Below are 23,440 nucleotides of genomic sequence, written 5' to 3'. Positions count from 1 at the left end.
CCCTACCGAAGAGTCAGTAGTCTGCACGGTATGGGTAGGACGCAGGAAACGATCGTCTCGACGGTTGAGGGCATGGTTCGGGGTCGACGTGCCGGAACGATCGATATCTGGCGAGGAATCCCCTACGCCGTGGCACCGACGGGCTCTCTGCGCTGGCGCGCCCCACAGCCGATGGAGTATTGGGTCGGGGTGCGGGATGCGGGCGAATTCGGCGACGCGGCTCCACAATCGATCTCCTCGCCGCCGGTCGGCCCCTGGCTGGGTCAGTCGATGAGCGAAGACTGCCTGAGTCTGAACGTGACCGCTCCCGCCGACCGTGGCGAGACGCCGCTGCCGGTGATGGTGTTCATCCACGGCGGCGGGTACATCGCCGGATCGTCCGCCTCGCCGATGTACGACGGAGCCGACCTCGCCCGCCGCGACGTGATCTACGTATCGATCAACTACCGTCTCGGCGTCCTCGGTGTCATCGACTTCAGCGCCTTCTCCACCCCCGACCGCCCGATCGACGCCAACCCGGCACTGCGCGATCAGGTCGCCGCCCTCGAATGGGTCTCCCGCAATATCGCCGCCTTCGGTGGCGACCCGAACAATGTGACCGTCTTCGGTGAATCGGCCGGCGGCGGCTCGGTGGTCGCCCTGCTCGCGATCCCCGCGGCGGCGGGCCTGTTCCACCGGGCGATCGCCCAGAGCCCGGTCGCCGACCTCTTCGTCGACGGCGACGTCGCCCGCGACTGGGGACGACAGGTCGCCGCGCAACTCGGCGCCGACGTCGACGGCGATCCGCGGGCGGTGGCCGCCACCCTCGAGGACGCCTCCTTCGAGGATCTGGCCCGCGCCGCCGCCCGGGTCTCGCGCACCCTGCTGCGCGATCAGGCGGGCCGCTTTCTGTACTCCCCCTCGGTCGACGGGTCGTTCCTGCCGGTCCATCCGATCACCGCCTGCGCCGAGGGCACCGCCCACCGGGTGCCGCTGATCATCGGCACCAACCGCGACGAGGGCACCCTCTTCGAGTACGTCCTGAAGTTCCTGCCGACCCGGCCGAACCGGCTGCGACGGTTGTTCGCGGCGACCGAACCGACCCGCGAGGGCCGCGTCGTCACGCAGTATCCGGGCTATCCGGCCCGCTCCGCCGCGATCCGCATCGCCGGCGACTACACCTTCTGGGCCCCGGCGGTCGCGGTGGCGGCGTCGCACAGCCACCACGCGCCGACGTATATGTACCGCTACGACTACGCGCCGCGCACCTCCCGACTCGTCGGCCTCGGCGCCACCCACGCCTCGGAACTCCTTGCGGTCTTCGGCTTCTTCCGGCGGCTGCTCGGGCAACCGCTGACCCTCTTGGGCGACCAGTTCTCCGCCGAGCGGGTCACCCGGCTGATCCAGGAGCAGTGGGTGACCTTCGCGCGCACCGGCGCGACCCGCCCCGATTGGCCGGCCTACGACACCGATCGTCGGGCGACGCTGATCATCGACCGTCACACCGTCGTCGAGAACGACCCGGATCGTGCGAAGCGGTTGGCGTGGAGCGGTTATCGGGGCTACCACCAGGCGCCGCTGCTGCCGGACGAGACGCTGGTGGTCGACCGCACCATCCCCGCACCCGTCGGCATCCGGGCGACGCTCTGACCGGTGGGCGGATCGGCTACTTGACCAAACGGGACAGACGCCGATCCGCCAGCACCCGGCCGCCGGTCTGACAGGTCGGGCAGTACTGGAAGGACTTGTCCGCGTAGGACACTTCGCGGATCGTGTCGCCGCACACCGGGCACGGCAGACCGGTGCGAGCGTGTACCCGTAGCCCGGATCGCTTCTCGCCCTTGAGCCGAGCAGCGTCCTGGCCGACCGACCGTGCGATCGCGTCGGTCAGGGTGGCGTGAATCGCGTCGAGCAACCGCTCCCGGTCCTGCGCGGGAAGCGATTTGGCCGCGGCGAAGGGCGAGAGTTTCGCGGTGTGCAGGATCTCGTCGCTATAGGCGTTGCCGATGCCCGCGATCAGATTCTGGTCGGCCAGAACGGTTTTCAGACGCGACGAGGTTCCGTCGAGTATGCCGCCCAGGGTCTCGGCGGTCAGGTCGAGGGCATCCGGGCCCAGGCGGGCGATGCCCGGTACCTCCTGCGGGTCGCGGACCAGGTAGACCGCCAGGCGCTTCTTGGTGCCCGCCTCGGTCAGGTCGATCGCCGGGGTGGTCGCATCGGGGGTGAACAGGTGGATGCGCAGCGCCAGCGGGCTCTTGCCGCCGGGCTTCGGTGGCGTCGGCGAGGGCTCGTCGACCCAGCGCAGCCAGCCCCCGCGCGACAGGTGGGTGATCAGCCACAGCTCGCCCGCCCGGATCCCGAGGAACTTCCCGAAGCGGCGGGAGTCGGTGATGTCCGCTCCCTGGACCGCGGTGATCGGCGGATCGAAGGTCTTCACCGCGGACAGCGCGGCGATGTCGATCCGACCGATGACCGCGCCGACCGCGTGGTCGCGCAGAAACCCCGCCAGGGCTTCGACCTCCGGTAACTCGGGCATGATTCGAGGCTACCGGCGCAGTTGAGCCGCGGGGGCGTTGCGATCAGGATCCGATGGCCGCCAGCACCTGCTCGGCGATCGCCCGCTCCCCCGCCGCGTTCGGATGCAGGATCGACAGGTCCCGGAAGCCGATCGCCGGTTCGATCCACCGCTGGTCCGGTCCGGCGCACGCGTCGTGGCCGCGGGAGACCTCGGCCATGTCGACAAATGTTGTATCCGTGGCGCGGGCCGCCCGTTCGATGGTCGCGTTGAGCTGGGTCTGCACCTCGTACAGGAAGGGCAGATCGCCGTCCGCCATCGGGATCGCCGGGGCGCAGCCGACGGTCGGCGGCAGCAGCCACGGGTAACCGACGATGACGACGCGCGCCGCGGGGGCGCGGGTGTGCACCTCGGACAGGACGGTCGCGATATTCGGTTCGATCACGTCGATGCGCGGCGGGCTGCCGCCGAGAGCGTCGAGGCAGGGGGTGGTCGCCTCGGGCCGCAGCACGTAGGCGGCGACGCAGGTCCGCGCCAGGTTGCCGTAGATGCTGTTGTCGTTGCCGCCGATCATGACCGTCACCAATTCGGTGGTGTCGGAGACCGCATCGAGTTGTGGCGCGGTGCCGGGGAATTGCTCGACGTGGAACGACTCGGTGTCGGCCTGCACGCAGCTGACGTCGGTCAGGCCGAGGCCGAGGTCGGCGGCCACCAGGCGGGAGTAGTTGGCGGCGGACTGCAGACACCGCGGATCGGAGCCGGGCGCAAGCGGCAGTCCGCCCGATCCGGCGGCGAAGCTGTCACCGAGGCTGACGTACGGCGCCGCCACCTCCTGCGCCGTCACCGGTTGCGCGGTTGCCGGCTGGGCGCCGACCAGCATCGCCAGGACCACCGGAATCGCCAGTGCCCACCATCGGGCCGTACGCGCTGTCATCGTTCTCCTTCGGGCCGGGCGAACCCCGGGACCGGACTCGGCGCCACCGGCTCGGCGGGATCGGGCGCACGCAGCAGATACGTGTCCATCACCCACCCGACCCGTTCGCGCAATTCCGACCGCAACCGAACCACCTCGTCGCCGATCCCGGCAACCGGACCGCTGCGGATCACCTCGTCCGCGGTGCCGAGATTGGCGCCCCAGAACAGCGTCCAATCGGGGAAGCCCAGGAAGGCGCAGTGCGCGTCGAGCATCACCACCACCGCGTCGACGCCGGGGGGAATCCCGGAGTCGCGCAGGTTGCGGCCGGTGGTGACGTGCACCGCGCCGCCGACACTGTTGAGCACCTGCCGGTGCGCGGCGGTCAGGGTGTTGATCGACATCAGCCCGGCGATCACGTCGACCTCGAGGAGCGTCCCGAGTTGTTCGACCAGCCCGATGATGCGCAGCGTGCTGTCGTAGATCGCCGGATCGCCCCAGACCAGGATGCCCAGCACGGCGTCGGCGGGCTGCGCGGCGATCGCCTCCGCGATCAGCTCCGCACGCCGGTGGTGCCACCGCGCCACGGTGTCGGTGTAGTCGCTCGGGGTGCGGTCGCGCGGCGGATCCGGGATCGCGACGACCGTATACGGCCGGTCGACGTAGCGCTCGAGCATGCGGGCGCGCAGGTCGCGGGGCCCGTTCGGCTTGTCGAGCAGCAGGAATACGTCGACGGTGTTCATCGCTTCGACCGCGGCGATGGTGATCTGGTCGATCCCGCCCGGCCCGATCCCGATCACCCGCAGTCGCCGCACGCTGGCAGCGTATCGGTCCGGCCGCCACAAAAGCGGCCCCAGCGGTGCGCCGCGACGATTATTGTGGCGGCCCTGCCGAAACCGGGGGGCTTGTGGCAGCCGATGCCCGCGCCGGGCCCCGGGCAGCGCCGCCGTGTCAGACTGTCGTGGTGTCGACCCTTGCCACCCCGTACGAAGACCTGCTGCGGCGCGTGCTCGACGAGGGAACCGCCAAATCCGACCGCACCGGCACCGGTACGGTCAGCCTCTTCGGCCATCAGATGCGCTTCGACCTGGCCGAGGGATTCCCGCTGATCACCACCAAGCGTGTGCACCTGAAATCGGTGGTCTACGAACTGCTGTGGTTCCTGCGCGGCGACTCGAACGTCGGCTGGCTGCGCGACCACGGGGTGACGATCTGGGACGAGTGGGCGGCGCCCGACGGCGAACTCGGCCCGGTCTACGGGGTGCAGTGGCGCTCCTGGCCGACCCCGTCCGGTGAGCACATCGACCAACTCGCCGGCGTGATCGAGACGCTGCGCACCGACCCGGATTCGCGGCGGATGATCGTCTCGGCCTGGAACGTCGCCGATCTGCCGCGGATGGCGCTCGCGCCCTGCCACGCCTTCTTCCAGTTCTACGTCGCCGACGGCACGCTCTCCTGCCAGCTCTATCAACGCAGCGCGGACATGTTCCTCGGCGTGCCGTTCAATATCGCGTCCTATGCGCTGCTGACCCATATGGTCGCCGCGCAGACCGGCCTCGAGGTCGGCGAATTCATTTGGACCGGCGGCGACTGCCATATCTACACCAACCACCTCGAGCAGGTCCGCGAGCAACTCGGCCGCGAACCCTATCCACTGCCGACGCTGACCCTGAAGCCGCGCGAGAGCATCTTCGACTACACCTTCGACGACGTGACTGTGCACGGCTATACCCACCACCCGGCGATCAAAGCCCCTGTGGCCGTATGACGGTCGGGCTGATCTGGGCGCAGGCCCGCGGTGGGGTGATCGGCGCGAACGGCGGGATTCCCTGGCGGGTCCCGGAGGATATGAAGCGGTTTCGTGAGATCACCACCGGTGGTCGGGTGGTGATGGGACGTCGCACCTGGGACTCGTTGCCGAAGCGGTTCCGCCCCCTGCCGGATCGGGAGAACGTGGTAATCAGCCGCGACCCCGAATTGCGGCTCGACGGGGCCCGCGTGGTCGGCGACCTCGATGCCGCGTTGACCGGGGCGGACCCGATCTGGGTGATCGGTGGCGGGCAGATCTACGCGGCCGCGATCGACCGCGCCGACATCCTCGAGGTCACCGAGGTCGACCTGGACGTCGCCGGCGATACCTACGCGCCGCCGATCGGACCGGAGTGGACCGCCGAGCCATCCGACTGGCGGGAGTCGACCGCCGGAACCGGCTTCCGATTCGTGTCCTATCGCCGCATATGAGTGACCGGGGGCGACGCGCCCTGCGCGGCGGCCTGTTCGCCGGCGGCGCGCTCGTGGTGCTGGGCGGTCTGGCGATCGTCGTGATCTGGATCTTCCGGGCCGTGGTCTTCGCCGACGTCGTCGACCGGTTCGAGGGATTCCGGGTCGCCTCGCCCGACCACGTCCTCGATGCGGTGATCTTCGAGTCGGCGGCGGTGATCGATACATCGATCGGATACGACGTGCACATCGTCCCGGCCGGGCAGTTCCCGCCCGAGGGTCAGCGGCCCGCCGCGCGGCTGCACGGCGCCCTGCGAACCGGCGACAGCCACTACGGCACCTACGGGTTGCACGTGCATTGGCCCGACGACTCGTCGGTGGTCGTCGAGTACCTGGCGGTCGACTCGATTCCGATCGAACCAGTGGAACCGATCGAGGTCGGCGGCCGGATGGTGCGGGTGATCCTGATCGACGGGGTTGCCGACTCCCCCGAGTAACGCCACGCCGGAACGCAATCACTCTGATCCAAAAGATCGTCCGGCGGACGTCGATCCGGCAAGCTCCAGGGCGTTCGCGGGTGTGACCGAGAGGTTAGGTACCGGCCTGCAAAGCCGTTCACGCGGGTTCGAATCCCGCCACTCGCTCTCCAGGCCGCTCCGCGGGTCGGATCCATCCGGCTCGCGGGGAAAGACCCGTGGTGGGGATCCAACTCGTGGGGCCGATCGGCCGCACATCGACCGGCCCCACGAGTGGCCCGGCAAATACCTCACCGGTGACTCGAGACAATCGGGCCACTGTGGGCCCGGATCATCCGTTGCCCAGCATACGGATGACCCTGTCCACCAGGCTACGACGATTCGCCGGATTTCCACGGAATATGCGGATACCCGCTCGACGAATCCCGCCTCGCCGTCGGGCTCTCTCGCCGCGCGACCCCGTGCGCGCAGGTCGCCTCCGGGCAGCCGCCGGCCCCGGGCGACAGGCCGAGGGAATGCGGCCGACCCGGGCCGTGTGACGGCGTGTCACCGGTATTGTCGACATATGGCCGCCTCCTCTTCGACCCGGGAATCCGGACGCGCGCAGCGCGGAAAAGCGGACCAGGTCGACGGGCGCACGACCCGCTGGAACGATCACAAGGCCGGGCGTCGCCGCGATCTGGTGGCCGCCGCGATCGAATTGATCGGCTCGGACGGGATCGACGTCGGGGTGCAGCAGATCGCCTCGCACGCCGGTCTGCCGCGGTCGGTGGTCTACCGGGTGTTCACCGATCGCAGTGACCTCGACGAGCAGATCCGGTCGGGCATCCTGGCGGACCTGACCGCCGAGTTGGGTCCGGCGATGGAACCGGAGGGCACGATCTCCGGGGCGGTCGATCGAGCGATCCGCACCTACGTCGGCTGGATCGTCGCCAACCCGCGGCTGCACCAATTCCTGTCGGTCGGCTCGGCGCGCAACCGCACCACCAACTCCCCCGCCGTCTCCGGCTCCCGCAAGGAGTTCGCCTACCGGCTGACCGACCTGCTGCGGCTGGTCGACGTCGATCCGGCCGTGGGGCGGATGGCCGAGTCGGTGGCCTTCGGGCTGATCGGCTTCGTCGACGGCACGGTCAACCATTGGCTCGCCCGCACGAAGTCCGATCCCGAACCGGGCACCGAGGTGCTGATCACCTTCCTGGTGACGTCGGTCGATCACATCCTGGTCGACGCGCTGACCACGCTCGGTATCGACGTCGCTCCGGATACGCCGATCGCCACCCTGCTGCCCGCTCGCGCCGGGGCCTGAACCGCAGCGACCGGGCGAGAAGCCCCCTGCCCGCCGATTCCGACCGCAAAGGACGCCCGTGGACATCACCGAAGCACGCAAGAGGTTCGCCGAGGCCCGGGAGCTGTCCTATGTCGACCCGGCGGAGCTCGATGAGATCTGGGCGGCGCTCGAGCCGATAGAGAGCGCCGAGATGCTCGGCCACTGGACCGGCGACGAGTTCCAGACCGGGAATCGGATGAACGGCCAACTCGCCGCCGCCGGGTGGTACGGCAAGTTCTTCGACTCGATCAACGACGTCAAGCCGATCGTCTGTCGCGGCGAGGACGGCACCCTCGCGAACAACGACGAACTCAGCAAGGGCGGCGCGACCCTGTGGAATATCGAGTTCCGGGGCGAGGTGACCGCCACCATGGTCTACGACGGCCAACCGATCTTTGATCACTTCAAGCGCGTCGACGACAACACCGTCATGGGGATCATGAACGGCAAGTACCAGCGAGCCAAAGACTCGTACTACTACTTCCTGCTGGAGCGCGACGCCCAGGAGACCCGCTAAACTCGGTCCCCGGAGGCCGTGCGCGGCCTCCGGCCTCCATAGCTCAGGGGATAGAGCACTTCTCTCCTAAAGAAGGTGTCGCAGGTTCGAATCCTGCTGGGGGCACACCGAAGAAAACGCTTCAACCTGCACAAACACGTAAGGGCGGGTTGTGGTCACCCGTGAGAAGGTGCCCCAACCCGCCCTTTGTGGTCTCGATGTGGTCTTACGCCGGCTGAGAAGTCCCACCGTCGAGTTCCCGCAACCCCTCCAACGCCAGGTTCTCCGCGGCCGCCGCGTCCAACACCCGTCCAACGCTTCCGCCGCGCCCGCGCCGTCTCCGGGGCCAGATGCCCGTAAATGTCCGCTGCGATCGACGACTGACCGTGACGCAGCATCACCCGCGGGTCGTCGTACCCGCGGTCCCACTTCGCCTGGTCCAGCTCCTGCTCCACCTCTCGTCGCCGCAAGACGTCACCACCCGGTTGGACACCCCGACGACCACGTCCGACGCTCTCGTTTTCGGGGTGCGCCCGCTGATCAACGACAAGGCTCGCCGGTCCTGTCAGCCGGCGTTCGCGGCGAAGCAGGGTGTCGACCCGGACCGCATCAGCCCGATTCCTGGCTCGTTCCGAATAGTGAGGCTGTAGTCGTCCGCGGTATCGACCTGAACCAGGGGAAGGTCGGGGTCGGGTTCTTTCCGGGAGTCGACCTCAACTGTCCACCCTCGATCATCGACCCAGATTCCGGCCACGCTGTCGAGAACGTCGTCGGCGTTGGCGTCGCCCCGAACGTTGATCGGAACGTTCTGGACACCGGTACGGACAGGGCCGTTCTCCACCGGCGGCGACACACACGGCACCTTCGAAGAACTACCCGTTGGCAGACGCAAACTCGCAGCAGCAGGCAGCGCGCTCGCGGTCTCCTCGATGTACCTGACGAGGGTGTCGAACGCTGACTGCCTAGTCAGCCCCGGTGTTGTCAGGTCGTCGGCAAGGCGTTCGGTGCCACACCCTGCTCCGCTGACCAACACGACGGCGACCAAGATGCCCGGGCCGATCCGGGTCCGTCCGATCACATGTCTCCCCTGATGATGCGGCCCATGTTGATGAGCGCTCGGTTACCGTCGTCCCATTACTCGCTGTGCGCGTCCCGGAATGGCCGGCTGGCCGGTAGTTCCGGGGGCTATTACCTTTGATACCTTCAATGCAGAGTACGTCCCGGGCGTCGTTCTATATTTGTTCTGGTCATAGAGGGGATCTGTGTTAGTAATCAGAGTCTTCCCGGAGCACGGTCATCCTAGTTCGCTGTGGCCATCGGGAGAGCTGATAATCAAACCGGTGCCGCTACAGCCTTACGTCCTTCCTGACGAAATGGGGATCGACGATGTTTTTGGCCAGGAGATTTTGGGCTGGACTCGGTACTTTCATGATTACTTCATAGAAGAGGTAGATGACTTCGATGCCCGGCCGAATTGGCGTTCGGGAGCCAACGTCTACGGCTGGTACGACGAGGGCTACCGTATCGTCAGGGAGCTTCGCGCGCGTTTTCCTGAGGTTCACGTGAAGCCGGCGTTCGCGAAGTACGTGTTTTCGATCAACGAACGTAGGGAAAACATGAATCTTCCGCCGATACATCTTCCGGGTCATCCCAAAGTGGGATTCATTCCTTTTCCGCGCCTTCGGCGTACGGAGAATCCATCAGGCCATGACCACGATCAATCCGATTGACGAAGCGATCACGTCATGCCCGTACAAGATATGGATACGCCCAAGACCGGACCCTTGATCCCATCTGCACGCCCCTCGGATCAACCTCCGTAGGCGTCCAGGTAGGCACGAGGGGTCAGGATTCGCGGCCGGGACAGGTCGAGCGAGAGGAAGTGTTTGTCGCCGGTGACGATAACGTCCGCGTTCGCCGTCAACGCCGCGTCGAGAATCGGCTGATCATCCTTGTCCGCAATCGTCGTGTCGTGGTGCCCGGCCGGACCGGGTTCCGCCAGTTCGTAGTCGCAATGGGATAGGAAGGTCTCGAGGGCCGCAACCAAGTCCGGTCGTTTGCGGCCGACAACTTCGTACAGTTCGTCGATGATCCACCGGGTCACGACCATCCGGTGGCCGGTCAACACCTCCGCCACCACCGCACCGGGCGTGGAGCTCGGAAACAACAACGCCGAGATGACGACATTGGTGTCGACCAGCACCCGCATCACGAGGCGCGGCCGCGGTCACGCACCTCGTCGACCAGAGACTGTACGTCCTCCTCGTCGGTGACGCCGAAGTCGTCGGCGGCACCGGCAAACGCCTGTTGGGCATCGACCAGTGCCGACAGAGCAGCGTTGGCGACCACGACTTCACCGTTGGGCTTCTCGATGAACAGCACCTTGTCACCCGGTACCAGCCGCAGTCGCCGACGCACCTCCACAGGCACGGTGATCTGCCCGTTGGCCGAGAGCTTCGCAAGATTCATCGATTCACTCGATTCTCTAGAACACAAGAATTCTTGAGATTCAAGGATACCGCTGCGAGCAGCCTCGCTCCAGAGTCGAACGACTCCCTGTGAACGCCGGCCTCGACGGCTTGCTTCGTGCTTGTCGCGAGGCTGCGGCGCACCTCGGGCAGAACCTCCGTCGCCAGCAACTCGATCGACGAGAGGGTGTCGGCCAGGGGCAGGCCGCCGAGGCCGACCTGGGCGAGGAAGCGGCTGTGCCCGAGGATCTCGTGCTCCCACAGGATCTTGTCGACCACCTCCGCGGGGCTGCCCGCGAAGAGGGCGCCGCGCGGGGAGGCCCAGGCGTCGAAGGCGTCCCGGCCGAGACGGCCGATCCGCGGCATGTTCTGGCCGATATAACCGGCGTAGTACGGATAGAAGGTGTCGCGCGCGGCCCGGCTCGTCTTCGCCACGTGCACGTGCGAGGTCACGCCGATCCGGCCCGGGGTGTGCCCGGCGGCCCGGGCGGTGTCGCGGTAGAGCCGCGCCAATGGGGCAAATCGTTCCGGGGCGCCGAGGATCGCCAGGTAGAGCGGCAGGTCCAGGCGTCCGGCGCGTTCGACCGATTCCGGGGTGCCACCGACGGCGATCCATACCGGCAGCTTCGACTGCACCGGTCGCGGCCAGACCCCCGCATTGGCGAGCGGCGGCCGGGTGGTCCCCGACCAGGTCACCGGGTTCTCGTCGCGCACCCGCAGCAGCAGGTCGAGGCGGTCCTCGAAGTACTCGTCGTATCGGTCGAGGTCCTGCCCGAACAGCGGGAACGACTCGATATACGCCCCGCGTCCGGCGGTGATCTCCGCGCGCCCACCGCTGAGCAGATCCAGCGTCGCGAAGTCCTCGAAGGTGCGCACCGGATCGGCGCTCGACAACACGGTGACCGTGCTGGTCAGCCGGATGCGTTCGGTCGCCTGCGCGACCGCCGCGAGCACGACCTGCGGTGAGGAGATCGCGAAGTCCGGCCGGTGGTGCTCCCCGACGCCGAAGACGTCGAGGCCCGCCCGGTCGGCGGTGGTCGCCCAGGCGAGCACCTCCTGCAACCGCCGGTCGGCGGGGATCGGGGTGCCGTCGGCGTCCGAGGTCAGCTCGCCGAAGGTGAAGATCCCCAGTTCGAACCCCGGCACCTCATCCGACTCCGTCATTCCGCGGCCACACCGATGGTCTGCAGGAAGGTACGCACGTCGGCCAGTTCGGCCGCGTTGACGCTGTGCGCCAGGCCCGGATAGAGGGTCGCGGTCAGGGTCGCGTGCGCCGGCAACCATGCCTGCGTGCGCTCGATCGCATGCGCGGCGATCACCCGATCCTCGGCGCCGCGCCCCCAGAACACCGCGGGCTTGGACTCGGCCAGCTGCTGGTCTCCCGGCTGCTCCGCTCCCTGGACGAAGCCGCCCAGGATCACGGTCGCCGCCACCCGGTCGGGCCGGGTGCGCAGCAGCTGGGTCGCCATCAGACCACCCTGCGAGAAGCCGATCGGCACGATCCGCGTCTCGGGCGAGACGTGCTCGTCGATCCAGCCCCAGATCGCGTCGGTCGCCACCGCGACGGGTGCCGGGTCGGGGCTGCCCGGTGTCGAAATCGGGAACCAGGCGTATTCACCCGGCCCGAGCGTGAGCGGTCCGCGCAGGGACACCCACGGCAGGACGTCGAGCACCTGGCCGATGCCGGCGAGGTCGGCCTCGTTCGACCCGAAGCCGTGCAGCAGCACGATAAGGGTCGGCGCGTCGACCGCGTCGTCGCCTGTCCCGAGATCGGCGGAAGCGAGTACGTGCGGAATGGTCATCGGGCGAGCACCTCTTCGACATCGGCCCCGGCCACCGACACGGTGACGCGGGTATCCCACGGATCGTTGACGACGACGGACCGGCCGTTGTCGGAGAACGGCAGCTTCGCGCTGCGCAGGCGGCCGACCAGGGCGTCGAGATCGGTGCGGTCGGGCACGCTCACGGCGACGTCACCGAGGCCGAGGGTCGCCGCCCGCGGGCCGGCGCCGTAGCTGTTCCACACGTTCATGGCGACATGATGGTGGTATCCACCGGCGGAGGCGAACAACGCGCCGGAGTACTCGTGCAGCGTCGCCTCGAAGCCGATGCCGTCGACGTAGAACTTCTTCGCCCGCTCCAGGTCGCCGACCTGGAGGTGGACGTGGCCGACGGTGCCGGCGAGGGTCGGGCCCGCGTCGACGGAGTCCTGCGTCAGGTGATCGCGCAGGTACGCCTGCGGGTCGAGCCAGACGGTGGTCATCATGATCTGGCCACGCTCGCGGACCCACTGCTCGCGCGGGCGGTCGGTGTAGAGCTCGACGCCGTTACCCTCGGGATCGGTGAAGTAGAAGGCCTCGCTGACCAGGTGGTCGCTGGAGCCGACGAACCGGTTGCCGGGGGTGCGGGCGGCGGCCAGCACCGTCGCGGCGAGGCTCGCCTGATCCTCGAAGAGGAACGCGGTGTGGAACAGGCCCGCCTGGCGACGGTCGACGGCGGGCAGGTCGGGGGTATCGACCAGGCGGACCATCGGGACGGTGCCGCGGCCGAGCACGCGGTGGACCTCGCGGCCGCGGGCGCGCTCCTCGAGCGGCTCCAGAGCGAACGCGTTGGTGTAGTAGTCGGTCATCCCGGCCAGATCGCCGACCCGCAGCGTGACGGCGTCCATATGAGCGGCCGGGTTGATGATGCGCTCGTCGACGACAGCGGAAGCGGTCGCCGTGGTGTTGTCGGTCATGTCCTCATCTCTCCCGAGAACTAGTTGTATGTGCAACTACCAACCTAGACGACTTTAGTTGTAGATGCAACCAACTGCTACGATGGGTCCATGACCGAGGGTGGATTGCGATACGAGGAGCGCGTCTCCGTCGCGCGTCTGCACGCCCTGCTCGAGCTGCTCCCCCGGGTGCTCGACCAGGGCATGGCCGAGGTCGGGCTCACCTCGTTCGAGTTCACGCTGCTCGAGGCGTTGCACGAGGCGCCGGATCATCGCCTGCGCATGAGCGCGCTGGCCTCGCGCACCAATGCGACGCTGCCACGCCTGTCACGGGTGGTCACCGGCCTGGAGAAGCGCGGACTGGTCGTGCGCGCGGCGTGCGCCGAGGACGGTCGCGCGACCAACGCGGTTCTCACCGACAGCGGTGAGCGCGTCCATCTCGACGCGCGGCCGGTCTACGAGCGGGTGGTGCGTACCTTCGTGCTGGCCGATCTGGACGATGCTGACGTCGCGGGTCTGTCGCGGCTGACCTTCGCGATCCTGTCGCGGCTCGATCCGGATCGCCGGATGGCCGTCACGGCCGAATCCCCCTGCGCGGCGGACCCGGCACCGAAGACCTGCGCAGCCGACCCCGCCCCCACAACCTGCGCCGCCGATCCGGTACCGATCATCCGGCCGACCCCGGTCGACGTCGGCAGCTGACCCGACCCGTTCGCCCGACAGTCGCCCCCACGCCACCGGCGGCCGAGGCACTCGGCTACTGGCAGACCGCCCAGAGTCCGCGATCGGCCGCACGCGCCTCGGCCTCCGCCGTCTTGATCAACCGTTCGCGCCGGACCCCGTAGTCGTCGGAACGCGCCATCCCCGCCCGGGCGGCCTCGACGGAGTAGTCCCAGTCGCCGTCGGTCACGTAGGCGAGCGCCCGCCCGTAGCGGTCGACGTCCGCCTGGCTCGGGTCGGGGACGAGCGTCACCGTGCGTCCCAGCAGCTGATCGGTCGCCCACCGCGACGCTTCCGGGCCGAAGCACTGCACCTCGGCGCCGTAGGTCTCCGGGGTGTCGATCCCCAGGATGCGGATGCGCGTGGCCCCGGCGATCGGGTCGGCGACATCGATCGTGTCTCCGTCGACCACGCGGGTCACGACGGTGGTGACATCGGCGGCCCGATCCCGGGCCGCCACCCCGAAGCCGACCACGGCGGCGATCACAAGGACCACCACCAGCGCCACCAACGCCTTCACCCGCATCGACACGAGTGGTGAGGATAGCGGTCGTTTCGGACACCTCGGGGCGTATCAACTTTACAAAATACGGTCCGATGTATAGACAGTGTCTGTGTCTACGGGTTATGGTCATCCTCGGCTCGTGAAGTAGGTCACAGGGTTGGAGGCGACTGGAATGACACAACATCTGGACCCATCGGCGGACAGTTCGGCCATCGATCCGCTGCATTGGCGCGATCCGAAGCGCTACCTATGGTTGCTGGGCCTGATCGCCCCGACCGCCCTGTTCATCGCGGCCGGGTTGGTGTGGGCGGTCAACCAGACGCCGCTGGCCCCGGCCAGTCCGATCCTGTGGTGGATCGGCCCGATCATCGTGTACGGGCTGTTGCCGGTCCTCGACCTCTTCTTCGGGCCGGACGGTTCGAACCCTCCCGACGAGGTGATGGACTATCTCGAGAACGACAAGTACTACCGGTACTGCGTCTACGCCTATATCCCCTTCCAGTACGCGAGCCTGTTCTTCGCCGCGTACCTGCTCACGGCAAGCGACCTGAGCTGGCTGGGGATCGACGGCGGGCTGGGGCTGATCTCGAAGATCGGCCTGACGCTGAGCATCGGCGTCGTCGGTGGGGTCGGCATCAACACCGCCCACGAACTCGGCCACAAGAAGGAGAATCTCGAGCGCTGGCTGTCGAAGATCACCCTGGCGCAGACGTTCTACGGCCACTTCTACATCGAGCACAACCGCGGCCATCACGCCCGCGTCGCCACCCCGGAGGATCCGGCGAGCTCGCGTCTCGGCGAATCGTTCTGGGCGTTCCTGCCGCGATCGGTATGGGGTTCGCTGAAGTCGAGCTGGGAGTTGGAGGCGACCCGACTGCGCCGCCGCAACGAACGGGTCTGGAGCATTCACAACGACGTGCTCAACGCCTGGCTGATGTCGGTGGTGCTCTACGCCGTGCTGGTCGCGCTCTTCGGCTGGATGGTCCTGCCCTTCCTGATCATCCAGGCGGTCTACGGCTTTGCACTGCTCGAGACGGTCAACTACCTCGAGCACTACGGTCTGCTGCGCGCCAAGGCCGGCAAGCGCTACGTACGCCCCACCCCCGAGCACAGCTGGAATTCCGACCACATCGTGACCAATATCTTCCTCTATCACCTGCAGCGGCACAGCGACCATCACGCCAACCCCACCCGGCGCTACCAGACCCTGCGCAGTATGGACGGTGCCCCGAATCTGCCCAGCGGCTACGCGAGCATGATCGGTCTGGCCTATTTCCCTCCGCTGTGGCGCAAGGTGATGGACCATCGGGTCCTCGAACACTTCGACGGCGACGTGACCAAGGCCAATATCCAGCCGTCGAAGCGGGCGAAGATCCTCGCCGCCCACGGCGTCGCGGCGACCGAATGACCGCACGGGAGAAGACGATGACCATCCAGCGCTGCCCGGTCTGCGACTACCGCTACGACGAGACCGCCGGCGATCCACGCGAGGGCTTCCCGCCCGGCACCGCCTGGGCGGATGTCCCGGACGACTGGGCCTGCCCCGACTGCGGAGTGCGGGAGAAGGTCGACTTCGAACCGGTCTGAGCGGACGACGGACCACCGGTGGCGCCCTTCCGGCCCCCGGTGGTCCGATCCGTCGGTCGGTACCCTCACAGCAATGACCGCCGACCCGACCATCACCGACACCACGGCCACCGCGTCCGGGGCGGCCCGCGGTACCCGCGATCTGGTGCTCGACGCCGTGTCCGCGCTCTTGCGGCAGCGCAGATGGTCGAGCATCACGATGACCGATGTCGCCGGGGTTGCCGGGGTCAGCAGGCAGACGGTCTACAACGAATTCGGCAACCGGCACGGTCTGGTCACCCAATACGCCGTGCGGCTGGGCGAACGGTTCGCCGCCCTGGTCGCCGAGGCCCTGCACGCCCACCCGGACGATGTTCGCGGCGCTCTGCTCGCCGGGTTCCGCGCCTTCGTGCTGACCATGTCGTCCGAACCGTTGGTGATCTCGCTGGCGACCGAGTCCACACCCGACCTGTTGCGGCTGGTCACGGTGGAGAGCGCCACGATCCGCGACCGTGCGGGCGCGATCCTCGCCGATACCCTGCGCACCGGCTGGGTCGGACTCGACGACGCCACCGCGACCGCGGTCAGCCGCACGATCGTGCGCCTCGCACTCAGCTACGTCTCGATGCCGCCCGACGCGGGGCAGGACCCTGCCGAAGAGTTCGCCGACCTCTTCGCGCCCTACCTCGAATCCACGATCTCCCGCTGACCGGCGGCGACCGCCGTGCCTTCCGCGACTTTTGGCAGACTGGTCGCGGTGAAGGGCAGGACAGCACGACCGGCCGCGGACCGCACCGCGGCCCGCCGCATCACCGGGCCGTTGAGCCCCACCGAGATGGCGACCTGCGCGACGTTGGGGACCACCGTCGTCGCGCTGACGGTGATCGCCTCGGTCATCCCCGCGCTGACCGCCGCGCAGGTCCTGGCGGCGGCTCCGTTCGCCCTGATCGCTCAGCGCTACCGCGCCCGCGCGGTGACCACCTCGGCGGTCGCGACGACGGTGGTCGCCTTCGCCGTGGCGGGGTGGACCTCGGCGACCGCGGTGATCAGTTGCGCCCTGGTCGGCGGGGTGGTCGGCACGGTCCATCGCCGCGGCGGCGGACTGTTGATGGTGCTGGCCTCCGCGCTGCTGGTCGGGCTGGCCAGTTCGGCGGTCGGGGTGATCCTGCTGTGGATCCTGCGGCCGCTGCGCGAGCTGGTGTTGTTGGTCATGCGCAGCAGCCTCGAGGGCACCACCCGATCGATGGAGTGGGCCGCCCGAAACGCCGGATCACCCGATGCCGTCGCCGGTGCCGCAACCGTCCTGCGCGGGCTCGGCGACGTGGTGACCCGGCAGTGGGCTCCGCTGCTGCTGATCTCCGGCACGTTCAGCATGCTGCTGACCGCGATCGTCGCCTGGTGGCTGCTGCGCGGCATGCTCGGACGGTTGGCGGGCCTGAGCGAACACGATCCGCTCGACGCCCTGTCCAATACCGCCCCGCCCGCCCACCCGGGGCAGCCGCACCCCGCCGACCCGGCGCGGGTCGCGGAAGCGCAGCCTCTCCCGGTGGTCTTCGACCACGTCTCCTACCGCTATCCGGGTGTCGACCGGATCGCGCTCAACGACCTGTCGATGCGGATCGATCCGGCCGAATTCGTGGCGGTCACCGGGGCGAACGGATCGGGCAAGTCGACCCTCGCGCGGCTGCTCGCCGGGATGGAACCGACCTCCGGTCGGGTGACGCGCCCGGGTCGCGCCGGGCTCGGCGCCGCGGCCGGTACGGCGATGGTCATGCAGAGTCCGGACTCGCAGATCCTGAGCACCCGGGTCGCCGACGAGGTGGTCTGGGGGCTGCCCGCGGATTCGGTTCCCGAGCCGGAACAGGTCGAGCGGTTACTCGAGGTCGTCGGCCTCGGCGGCCTGGGCGATCAACACCCCAATGCGCTCAGCGGCGGGCAGCAGCAGCGCCTCGTTGTCGCCGCCGCGCTGGCCCGCTCCCCGCGCCTGCTGATCGCGGACGAGGCGACCGCGATGATCGATCCGGCCGGTCGCGCCGATCTGGTCGAGGTCTTCGGCCGGCTGCCGGCACGCGGCACCGCGGTGGTGACGATCACCCACCGCCGCGAGGAGGCCGAGGCCGCGCAACGACGCATCCATCTCGAGCCGGCGGTGCCGGTCCGGTCGCGCCCGACCGCCGGCTTCGCGCCCCCGCCCGGTCGCGGCGCACCGGGCCCGTTCGGACCCGGCGGCCCGGGTCTCCGGGGCGGCGTGGGGAGGCAGGTCGGCCAGGGCGGACAGGGCGGCTATCGGCCCACGCCCGGCAATCCGGTGCTGGTCCTGCAACACGTCGGACACCGCTACGCGGCGGGCACGCCGTGGGAGCATCGCGCGTTGACCGACATCAACCTGGTGGTGCGCCGCGGCGAGGCGATCCTGATCACCGGGGAGAACGGTTCCGGAAAGTCGACGTTGACGTGGATTCTCGCCGGCCTGATCACCCCGACCGAGGGCACCTGCACGCTGAACTCCGAACCGGTCCACAAGAATCTCGGCTCGGTCGCCCTGGCCTTCCAGAACGCCCGCCTCCAGGTGGTGCGGCCGACGGTCTGCGAGGACATCGAGGCGGCCGGCGGCGAGGAGATGACCACCGGCAAGGTGTCCGCGGCGCTCGATGCGGTCGGGCTCGATCGGGTGCTGGCGGCCTCGCCGATCACCCGCCTCAGCGGCGGGCAGCTGCGCCGCGTGGCCCTGGCCGGTCTGCTGGCCCGCAATCCGGAGGTCCTGGTGCTCGACGAACCGCTCGCGGGCCTCGATCCCGGCGCCCGCGCCGAGGTCACCGCGCTGCTGGGCGAATTGCGGCAACGCGGCACCACGCTGGTGATCGTCTCGCACGACACCGACGAGCTGCGCTCGATCGTCGACTGCCGGGTCGCGCTGCGCGACGGGATGGTCCACTACCTCGACGACACCGCGCCGGGCGCGCGCACCGACACCGCGCCGGCCGCGCACCACGGCTCCTCGCCGCAGGCGCATCACGGCACCGCACCGCAGGCGCAGGGCACCACCCGCGAGCCCCGGCGATGAGCACCGGAACGCTGCTGCGGCAGATCCCCGGCACCACCCCGGTCCATCGACTGTGGGCGGGCACGAAGCTGCTCGCCGTGTTGATCATGGGCATCACCACGATGGCGCAGCCGATGTGGCCGGTCCTCGGCGCGCTGGTGGTGCTGCTGGTGGCCGCCTCGGCGATCGCCCGCATCGGACCGCGCGCCTTCCCGCGGCCACCCTGGTGGATCTGGCTGCTGTTCGCCTACGGCGGCCTGATCAACGCGGTCGCCGGGATGACCGGCATCGAGGCCTATCTGCGCACGACCCTGATCGGCGTGGTCCTGCTCTGGGCGTCGTTCCTGGTCACCTGGACCACACCGGCGGCGGATATCGCCCCGGCGGTCGCGACCCTGATGGCGCCGCTGCGCAAACTGCGGCTGCCGGTCGACGAATGGGCGGTCGCCACCGCGCTGTGCCTGCGGGTGCTGCCGACGGTGATCGACGAGGTACGCACCCTGTGGGCGGCCCACCGCCTTCGTCCGAAGATCCGCGCGACCACCGCGGCCGGGGATCGGGCGGTCGACCCGGTCAGCGCGGTGATGGCGGTGGTGATCACCCGCGGCGCGCAGATGGGCGACGCGATCGCCGCCCGCGGTGGCACCGGAACCCTGACCGGCCGCAAGGTGCGCTTCCGCCGCGCCGACGCGATCGCCCTCGGCGTGGTCGTCGCGATGTGCGCCCTCGGCATCGGTCTGGCCCATCTGATCTGACCCGCACATACGTCGGTCCCCGAAGCCGCGGCCTGCGCGGCTTCGGGGACCGAATCGTGGTGGCACTAGTGGACGACGGCCTTTTCGGCGCCGACGCCGGTGAGGGCGCGCACCTCCATCTCCGCGTTGATCACCGGGTCGCCCTTGTCCGACGGCGTCGACAGGGTGCCGACGATGCCGAGCAGGAAGGCCAACGGGATCGACACGATTCCGGGGTTGGTCAACGGGAACCAGGCGATGTCGACGCCCGGCACCATCGAGGTCGGCGAACCGGTAACCGCCGGCGAGAAGATGATCAGCACGATCGTCGAGACCAGGCCGCCGTACATGCTCCAGAGGGCGCCGCGAGTGTTGAAGCGCTTCCAGAACAGCGAGTACAGGATGGTCGGCAGGTTGGCCGCCGCCGCGATCGCGAAGGCCAGAGCGACCAGGAAGGCGATGTTCTGCCCGTTGGCCAGGATGCCCAGGATGATGCCGCCGATACCGATCACCACCGCGGTGATCCGGGAGACCCGCACCTGCTCCTCGTCCTTGTAGTTGCCGCGCTTGATCACGCTGCCGTAGATGTCGTGGGCGAACGACGCCGAGGCGGTGATCGTCAGACCGGCCACCACCGCGAGGATCGTCGCGAAGGCGACCGCGGAGATGATGCCGAGCAGGAAGACGCCGCCGAGCTCGTACGCCAACAACGGTGCCGCCGAGTTCTGTCCGCCGGCGGCGGCCAGGATGCGGTCCGGTCCGACGATCGCCGCCGCACCGTAGCCCAGGATCAGGGTGAACAGGTAGAACGCACCGATCAGGCCGATCGCCCAGACCACCGAGCGCCGCGCCTCCTTGGCGGTGGGCACCGTGTAGAAGCGCATCAGCACGTGCGGCAGACCGGCGGTACCGAGCACCAAGGCCAAGCCGAGCGAGATCAGGTTGATCTGGCTGGTCAGCGACCCACCGTATTGTGCGCCGGGAGCCAGGACGTTGCGATCGGCCACCGTCGGATCGGCCGACGACGACACGAAGGCCTGGGCACTGCCGAGCAGTTCCGACGGGTTGAAGCTGAACTTCGCCAGCACCATGATCGTCATCAGGCCGGCGCCGCTGATCAGCAGCACCGCCTTGATGATCTGCACCCAGGTGGTGCCCTTCATGCCGCCGATCAGGACGTAGAGAATCATGACCGCGCCGACGACGGCGATCACGATCGACTGCCCGGTGCGGTCGGTGATGTTGAGCAGCAGCGCGACCAGACCGCCGGCGCCGGCCATCTGGGCGAGCAGGTAGAACAACGACACCGTCAGCGTCGAGGTCGCCGCGGCGGTGCGCACCGGGCGCTCCTTCAGGCGGAAGCTCAGCACGTCGGCCATCGTGAACTTGCCGGTATTGCGCAGCATCTCGGCCACCAGCAGCAGCGCCACCAACCACGCGACCAGGAAGCCGATCGAATAGAGGAAGCCGTCGTAGCCGTAGATGGCGATCGCGCCGGCGATGCCGAGGAAGCTCGCCGCCGAGAGGTAGTCACCGGCGATCGCGACGCCGTTCTGGGTGCCGGAGAAGGACCGACCACCGGTGAAGAAGTCCGCGCTGGTCGAGTTGTTCCGACCGACCCGGATGACGATGATCATCGTCACCAGGACGAAGATCCCGAAGATCGCGAAGTTGGCCGCGGTATTGCCTACCGCCTCGGCCGCGAGCACTGTCGGTTGACTCACTTCGCCTCACTTTCGAGTCGATCCCGAACCTTGGCTGCCATCGGGTCGATGGTGCCGCCGGCAAATTTCACGTAGATCCCGGTGATCAGGAAGGTCGTCACGAACTGCAGAAGACCGAGGATCAGGCCGAGGTTGATGTTGCCGAGAACCGGCGTGGACATGAAGTCGTGGGCGAACACACCCAGAAGCACGTACAGCAGATACCAGCTCAGGAACGCAACCGACATCGGCAGCAGGAACCCGAACAGCTTCTTGCGCAGCGCGAGAAACTCCGGGTCCGTGCTCATTTCCAGAAATTGTTGACCGGATACCCGGGTGGTGGGTTCGTCCGGCCCGTGAGCGACGGATTCAGCCCCGGGCCGTGAAGTGTCGGCCATCGCCTCAGCCTCCTGACTATCGATTGCGACGGCCGGATCCACATGACTCCGATCGCAGGCGTCGCCCAATGTGACGCATATCATCCATAGTCAAGCACCTTGCCGGCGTGACCGAACTACCCGATCAGGCAGGAACGCCGGAGCAATCGACGCCGACGGCACCCGGGCCGAGGCCGGCCAGCGCCGGCGTCAACCAGGCGACCGCGTCGGTGACCGCCGCGGCGTCCGCGTGCGGGTCGTCCGGGCGCAGCAAAAAGCTCAGCGGCGACCCCTGCGCGCAGGCGCGACGCACGGCACCGATCGTCGACTCCGGGGTGATCAGATCGTCGCGACCGGCCACGATGACCAGCAGCGGCCCGCCCGCGGGCCGCAGCGGGAGGGCGCCGGCGGCCAGCCAACGGCGCAGCGCGTCGGCCGCCTCCGGGGTGCGCGGGGTGATGTCGGCGTCGGCGAATTGTGCGAAGGCGGCGAACTTGTCCAGCGACATCGCACCCGCACAACCGGTCAGGCCGGCCAGCGTCTCCGGCGGCAGATCGGGTAGGAAGGCGGCCGGGTCGATCTCGGGGTCGTCGACCGCGGCCCCGGTGACCACCAAGGGGTAGAGCGACCGCTGCGGCCCGGTCAGGGCGAGGCCACCGGACGGGTCGAACCATCCGGTCAGGTCGGCCACCGGGGAGAGCGCGGCGCCGCCGACGAAGTCGAGGTCGGGCGCGAGGTCGTCGGCGAGTTCGGCCGCCGCCCAGACCGCCTGCCCGCCCTGGGAGATGCCCAGACCGGCCCAGCGCGGGGCGGTATCGGGGACGAGGGCTCGGGTCGCGCGGACCGAGTCGATCAGGTCGCGGGCCGACGCCCGGGCGTCGAGATAGGGATGTGCGGCGGGGGTACCCAGGCCGCGATAGTCGGTGGCGACGACCACCGCGCCCATATCGAGCGCCGCGGTGACCGGGGTGATCGTGCCGAGCAGGTTCGGATAGAGCGAGGGGGCGCATTCGTCGGCGAGGCCGGTGGTTCCGTGTCCGACCGCGACGATCGGCCATCCGCCGGCCGGTGCCGGTCCGGCCGGAACGACGACGACCCCGGTGACCTCCACCCCGGTGGCGTCGGTCGCGTCGCCGGCGGTGCCCCCGGAACCGGAGTCGGCGGACGCGTCGTCGGAGGTGGAGTCAACCGACGAGGCCACGTAGCGGATGCGCTGGACGGTGGCGCCGCGTTCGCGCAGGGCCGGGTCCACCGACGCGAGTTGTTCGGCGCCGAGCAGGGTGCCCGGCGGCTGCGCGATGATCACGTCGTCGGACGGCCGCCCGGCCGACGCCGTCGCCGACTCGGACTCGGACGGCGTGCTCTGCCCCGCCGCGCAGCCCGAGACGAGCAGTACTGCGGCGAGCAGTACCGCTCGCGCACCCCCCACCCCGCGAATTACTCCTCCCGGATGGCCTTCTTGGTCGCGTTGCGCGCCTTGGTGATCTGCTCGGTGTACTTGTTGCCGGTGCCCTTGTCGACCGCGTCGCCGACCTTGTCGACGTAGCCGTCGATCGTGTCGGCGTTCTTCGAGGCGTACTGACGCCCCGAGCCGATCAGGTTGAGCACCACGTTCTTGATCCTGTCGATCAGACCCATGGAGCGACTCCTCTCGTGCCCCCTCGCGGGAACTCCCCGGAGCC

Annotated in this window: 27 protein-coding genes and 2 tRNA genes; 15 read left to right on the top strand and 14 right to left on the bottom strand. The window is 68.7% G+C overall.

Features of this window, described 5'->3' with window-relative positions; translation table 11 throughout:
* Positions 1-30: 30 nt before the first annotated feature.
* Positions 31-1,629 carry a carboxylesterase/lipase family protein gene (locus tag MB1_RS15410; protein ID WP_084351867.1) on the top strand — a complete coding sequence of 533 codons (1,599 nt, stop codon included), beginning with the start codon at positions 31-33 and terminating at the stop codon, positions 1,627-1,629.
* A gap of 16 nt (positions 1,630-1,645) precedes the next feature.
* On the opposite strand, the gene MB1_RS15405 is transcribed toward MB1_RS15410, so the two are convergent.
* Genes MB1_RS15405 through cobF form a run of 3 tightly spaced genes read right to left on the bottom strand, consistent with a single transcriptional unit; the run spans position 1,646 to position 4,222 of the window.
* Positions 1,646-2,515: an Fpg/Nei family DNA glycosylase gene (locus MB1_RS15405; protein ID WP_066908991.1), complete on the bottom strand. Its 870-nt coding sequence runs from the start codon at positions 2,513-2,515 to the stop codon at positions 1,646-1,648.
* Between the two features lie 43 nt (positions 2,516-2,558).
* Positions 2,559-3,428 (bottom strand): SGNH/GDSL hydrolase family protein, encoded by an 870-nt coding sequence (locus MB1_RS15400; protein WP_084351865.1) that lies wholly within the window; start codon positions 3,426-3,428, stop codon positions 2,559-2,561.
* A complete protein-coding gene (gene cobF / locus MB1_RS15395) occupies positions 3,425-4,222 on the bottom strand; it encodes a precorrin-6A synthase (deacetylating) (protein ID WP_084351863.1) in 798 nt (265 codons plus the stop codon). The genes MB1_RS15400 and cobF overlap by 4 nt, the downstream gene beginning before the upstream one ends.
* Before the next feature lie 149 nt (positions 4,223-4,371).
* On the opposite strand from cobF, the gene MB1_RS15390 reads away from it, so the two are divergent.
* From MB1_RS15390 to MB1_RS15360, 7 genes are all read left to right on the top strand, one after another.
* Positions 4,372-5,175 (top strand): thymidylate synthase, encoded by an 804-nt coding sequence (locus MB1_RS15390; protein ID WP_066909163.1) that lies wholly within the window; start codon positions 4,372-4,374, stop codon positions 5,173-5,175.
* Entirely contained in the window at positions 5,172-5,648 is a 477-nt protein-coding gene (locus tag MB1_RS15385; protein ID WP_066908985.1) for a dihydrofolate reductase, read from the top strand. Before MB1_RS15390 ends, MB1_RS15385 begins: the two co-directional genes overlap by 4 nt.
* The gene (locus tag MB1_RS15380; protein ID WP_066908982.1) at positions 5,645-6,124 is read left to right on the top strand and encodes a hypothetical protein; all 480 of its coding nucleotides are present in this window, start codon (positions 5,645-5,647) and stop codon (positions 6,122-6,124) included. Before MB1_RS15385 ends, MB1_RS15380 begins: the two co-directional genes overlap by 4 nt.
* A gap of 76 nt (positions 6,125-6,200) precedes the next feature.
* Positions 6,201-6,271, top strand: a tRNA-Cys gene (locus MB1_RS15375).
* A 397-nt stretch (positions 6,272-6,668) separates the two neighbouring features.
* Positions 6,669-7,409, top strand: coding sequence for a TetR/AcrR family transcriptional regulator (locus MB1_RS15370; protein ID WP_066908979.1), 741 nt, complete (start codon positions 6,669-6,671; stop codon positions 7,407-7,409).
* A 58-nt stretch (positions 7,410-7,467) separates the two neighbouring features.
* The gene (locus MB1_RS15365) at positions 7,468-7,947 is read left to right on the top strand and encodes a DUF4334 domain-containing protein (protein ID WP_066908977.1); all 480 of its coding nucleotides are present in this window, start codon (positions 7,468-7,470) and stop codon (positions 7,945-7,947) included.
* A 32-nt stretch (positions 7,948-7,979) separates the two neighbouring features.
* A tRNA-Arg gene (locus MB1_RS15360) sits at positions 7,980-8,052 on the top strand.
* 439 nt (positions 8,053-8,491) lie between these two features.
* Here MB1_RS15360 and MB1_RS25680 read toward each other — a convergent pair.
* Positions 8,492-9,004, bottom strand: a complete 513-nt coding sequence (locus tag MB1_RS25680) for a hypothetical protein (protein WP_157084098.1) — start codon at positions 9,002-9,004, stop codon at positions 8,492-8,494.
* Positions 9,005-9,266: 262 nt separating this feature from the next.
* Here MB1_RS25680 and MB1_RS25165 point away from each other — a divergent pair, with 262 nt between their 5' ends.
* Complete coding sequence (locus MB1_RS25165; protein WP_174531966.1) at positions 9,267-9,656, top strand: hypothetical protein; 390 nt, start codon at positions 9,267-9,269, stop codon at positions 9,654-9,656.
* An 80-nt stretch (positions 9,657-9,736) separates the two neighbouring features.
* Here the strand turns inward: MB1_RS25165 and MB1_RS15350 are convergent, their stop codons facing one another.
* From MB1_RS15350 to MB1_RS15330, 5 genes are read right to left on the bottom strand one after another with little or no spacing between them, the layout of a single operon-like run.
* The gene (locus MB1_RS15350) at positions 9,737-10,129 is read right to left on the bottom strand and encodes a putative toxin-antitoxin system toxin component, PIN family (protein ID WP_169801674.1); all 393 of its coding nucleotides are present in this window, start codon (positions 10,127-10,129) and stop codon (positions 9,737-9,739) included.
* Positions 10,130-10,134: 5 nt separating this feature from the next.
* Complete coding sequence (locus tag MB1_RS15345) at positions 10,135-10,395, bottom strand: AbrB/MazE/SpoVT family DNA-binding domain-containing protein (protein WP_066908969.1); 261 nt, start codon at positions 10,393-10,395, stop codon at positions 10,135-10,137.
* On the bottom strand, positions 10,392-11,558 hold the full coding sequence (locus MB1_RS15340; protein ID WP_084351859.1) for an LLM class flavin-dependent oxidoreductase: 1,167 nt from the start codon (positions 11,556-11,558) through the stop codon (positions 10,392-10,394). The genes MB1_RS15345 and MB1_RS15340 overlap by 4 nt, the downstream gene beginning before the upstream one ends.
* Positions 11,555-12,196 carry an alpha/beta hydrolase gene (locus MB1_RS15335; protein ID WP_066908965.1) on the bottom strand — a complete coding sequence of 214 codons (642 nt, stop codon included), beginning with the start codon at positions 12,194-12,196 and terminating at the stop codon, positions 11,555-11,557. The genes MB1_RS15340 and MB1_RS15335 overlap by 4 nt, the downstream gene beginning before the upstream one ends.
* Positions 12,193-13,131, bottom strand: a complete 939-nt coding sequence (locus MB1_RS15330; protein ID WP_066908963.1) for a VOC family protein — start codon at positions 13,129-13,131, stop codon at positions 12,193-12,195. The genes MB1_RS15335 and MB1_RS15330 overlap by 4 nt, the downstream gene beginning before the upstream one ends.
* A gap of 90 nt (positions 13,132-13,221) precedes the next feature.
* On the opposite strand from MB1_RS15330, the gene MB1_RS15325 reads away from it, so the two are divergent.
* Positions 13,222-13,812 carry a MarR family winged helix-turn-helix transcriptional regulator gene (locus MB1_RS15325; protein WP_066908960.1) on the top strand — a complete coding sequence of 197 codons (591 nt, stop codon included), beginning with the start codon at positions 13,222-13,224 and terminating at the stop codon, positions 13,810-13,812.
* Between the two features lie 55 nt (positions 13,813-13,867).
* Here MB1_RS15325 and MB1_RS15320 read toward each other — a convergent pair whose 3' ends face one another.
* Positions 13,868-14,356, bottom strand: coding sequence for a thermonuclease family protein (locus MB1_RS15320; RefSeq protein WP_084351912.1), 489 nt, complete (start codon positions 14,354-14,356; stop codon positions 13,868-13,870).
* 151 nt (positions 14,357-14,507) lie between these two features.
* On the opposite strand from MB1_RS15320, the gene MB1_RS15315 reads away from it, so the two are divergent.
* The 5 genes from MB1_RS15315 to MB1_RS15290 all read left to right on the top strand — a co-directional run bounded on the left by MB1_RS15315 (position 14,508) and on the right by MB1_RS15290 (position 19,699).
* A complete protein-coding gene (locus MB1_RS15315; protein WP_066908954.1) occupies positions 14,508-15,743 on the top strand; it encodes an alkane 1-monooxygenase in 1,236 nt (411 codons plus the stop codon).
* 17 nt (positions 15,744-15,760) lie between these two features.
* Positions 15,761-15,922, top strand: a complete 162-nt coding sequence (locus MB1_RS15310; RefSeq protein WP_066908951.1) for a rubredoxin — start codon at positions 15,761-15,763, stop codon at positions 15,920-15,922.
* Positions 15,923-15,995: 73 nt separating this feature from the next.
* Positions 15,996-16,610, top strand: coding sequence for a TetR/AcrR family transcriptional regulator (locus MB1_RS15305; protein WP_169801673.1), 615 nt, complete (start codon positions 15,996-15,998; stop codon positions 16,608-16,610).
* Positions 16,611-16,658: 48 nt separating this feature from the next.
* Positions 16,659-18,965: an ATP-binding cassette domain-containing protein gene (locus MB1_RS15295; RefSeq protein WP_245650210.1), complete on the top strand. Its 2,307-nt coding sequence runs from the start codon at positions 16,659-16,661 to the stop codon at positions 18,963-18,965.
* Entirely contained in the window at positions 18,962-19,699 is a 738-nt protein-coding gene (locus tag MB1_RS15290) for an energy-coupling factor transporter transmembrane component T family protein (RefSeq protein WP_066908942.1), read from the top strand. The genes MB1_RS15295 and MB1_RS15290 overlap by 4 nt, the downstream gene beginning before the upstream one ends.
* Positions 19,700-19,764: 65 nt before the next feature.
* On the opposite strand, the gene MB1_RS15285 is transcribed toward MB1_RS15290, so the two are convergent.
* From MB1_RS15285 to MB1_RS15270, 4 genes are all read right to left on the bottom strand, one after another.
* On the bottom strand, positions 19,765-21,402 hold the full coding sequence (locus MB1_RS15285) for a monocarboxylic acid transporter (protein ID WP_066908939.1): 1,638 nt from the start codon (positions 21,400-21,402) through the stop codon (positions 19,765-19,767).
* The gene (locus tag MB1_RS15280) at positions 21,399-21,779 is read right to left on the bottom strand and encodes a DUF485 domain-containing protein (protein WP_084351853.1); all 381 of its coding nucleotides are present in this window, start codon (positions 21,777-21,779) and stop codon (positions 21,399-21,401) included. Before MB1_RS15280 ends, MB1_RS15285 begins: the two co-directional genes overlap by 4 nt.
* 124 nt (positions 21,780-21,903) lie before the next feature.
* Positions 21,904-23,187 carry an alpha/beta hydrolase gene (locus MB1_RS15275; protein WP_066908933.1) on the bottom strand — a complete coding sequence of 428 codons (1,284 nt, stop codon included), beginning with the start codon at positions 23,185-23,187 and terminating at the stop codon, positions 21,904-21,906.
* A gap of 8 nt (positions 23,188-23,195) precedes the next feature.
* Positions 23,196-23,396, bottom strand: a complete 201-nt coding sequence (locus tag MB1_RS15270; protein WP_066908930.1) for an antitoxin — start codon at positions 23,394-23,396, stop codon at positions 23,196-23,198.
* Positions 23,397-23,440: the final 44 nt, after the last annotated feature.

This window comes from Millisia brevis NBRC 105863 (assembly GCF_001552615.1).
Taxonomy (GTDB): Bacteria; Actinomycetota; Actinomycetes; order Mycobacteriales; family Mycobacteriaceae; genus Millisia; species Millisia brevis.
This window is presented reverse-complemented; position numbering and strand designations above follow the sequence as displayed.

What these genes read in the sequence shown, in the direction of transcription:
- MB1_RS15410 (WP_084351867.1), top strand. Translation starts at nt 31, where the DNA reads ATGGGTAGGACGCAGGAAACGATCGTCTCGACGGTTGAGGGCATGGTT.
- MB1_RS15405 (WP_066908991.1), bottom strand. Translation starts at nt 2,515, where the DNA reads ATGCCCGAGTTACCGGAGGTCGAAGCCCTGGCGGGGTTTCTGCGCGAC.
- MB1_RS15400 (WP_084351865.1), bottom strand. Translation starts at nt 3,428, where the DNA reads ATGACAGCGCGTACGGCCCGATGGTGGGCACTGGCGATTCCGGTGGTC.
- MB1_RS15385 (WP_066908985.1), top strand. Translation starts at nt 5,172, where the DNA reads ATGACGGTCGGGCTGATCTGGGCGCAGGCCCGCGGTGGGGTGATCGGC.
- MB1_RS15380 (WP_066908982.1), top strand. Translation starts at nt 5,645, where the DNA reads ATGAGTGACCGGGGGCGACGCGCCCTGCGCGGCGGCCTGTTCGCCGGC.
- MB1_RS15370 (WP_066908979.1), top strand. Translation starts at nt 6,669, where the DNA reads ATGGCCGCCTCCTCTTCGACCCGGGAATCCGGACGCGCGCAGCGCGGA.
- MB1_RS15345 (WP_066908969.1), bottom strand. Translation starts at nt 10,395, where the DNA reads ATGAATCTTGCGAAGCTCTCGGCCAACGGGCAGATCACCGTGCCTGTG.
- MB1_RS15340 (WP_084351859.1), bottom strand. Translation starts at nt 11,558, where the DNA reads ATGACGGAGTCGGATGAGGTGCCGGGGTTCGAACTGGGGATCTTCACC.
- MB1_RS15335 (WP_066908965.1), bottom strand. Translation starts at nt 12,196, where the DNA reads ATGACCATTCCGCACGTACTCGCTTCCGCCGATCTCGGGACAGGCGAC.
- MB1_RS15330 (WP_066908963.1), bottom strand. Translation starts at nt 13,131, where the DNA reads ATGACCGACAACACCACGGCGACCGCTTCCGCTGTCGTCGACGAGCGC.
- MB1_RS15325 (WP_066908960.1), top strand. Translation starts at nt 13,222, where the DNA reads ATGACCGAGGGTGGATTGCGATACGAGGAGCGCGTCTCCGTCGCGCGT.
- MB1_RS15320 (WP_084351912.1), bottom strand. Translation starts at nt 14,356, where the DNA reads ATGCGGGTGAAGGCGTTGGTGGCGCTGGTGGTGGTCCTTGTGATCGCC.
- MB1_RS15315 (WP_066908954.1), top strand. Translation starts at nt 14,508, where the DNA reads ATGACACAACATCTGGACCCATCGGCGGACAGTTCGGCCATCGATCCG.
- MB1_RS15310 (WP_066908951.1), top strand. Translation starts at nt 15,761, where the DNA reads ATGACCATCCAGCGCTGCCCGGTCTGCGACTACCGCTACGACGAGACC.
- MB1_RS15305 (WP_169801673.1), top strand. Translation starts at nt 15,996, where the DNA reads ATGACCGCCGACCCGACCATCACCGACACCACGGCCACCGCGTCCGGG.
- MB1_RS15290 (WP_066908942.1), top strand. Translation starts at nt 18,962, where the DNA reads ATGAGCACCGGAACGCTGCTGCGGCAGATCCCCGGCACCACCCCGGTC.
- MB1_RS15280 (WP_084351853.1), bottom strand. Translation starts at nt 21,779, where the DNA reads ATGGCCGACACTTCACGGCCCGGGGCTGAATCCGTCGCTCACGGGCCG.
- MB1_RS15270 (WP_066908930.1), bottom strand. Translation starts at nt 23,396, where the DNA reads ATGGGTCTGATCGACAGGATCAAGAACGTGGTGCTCAACCTGATCGGC.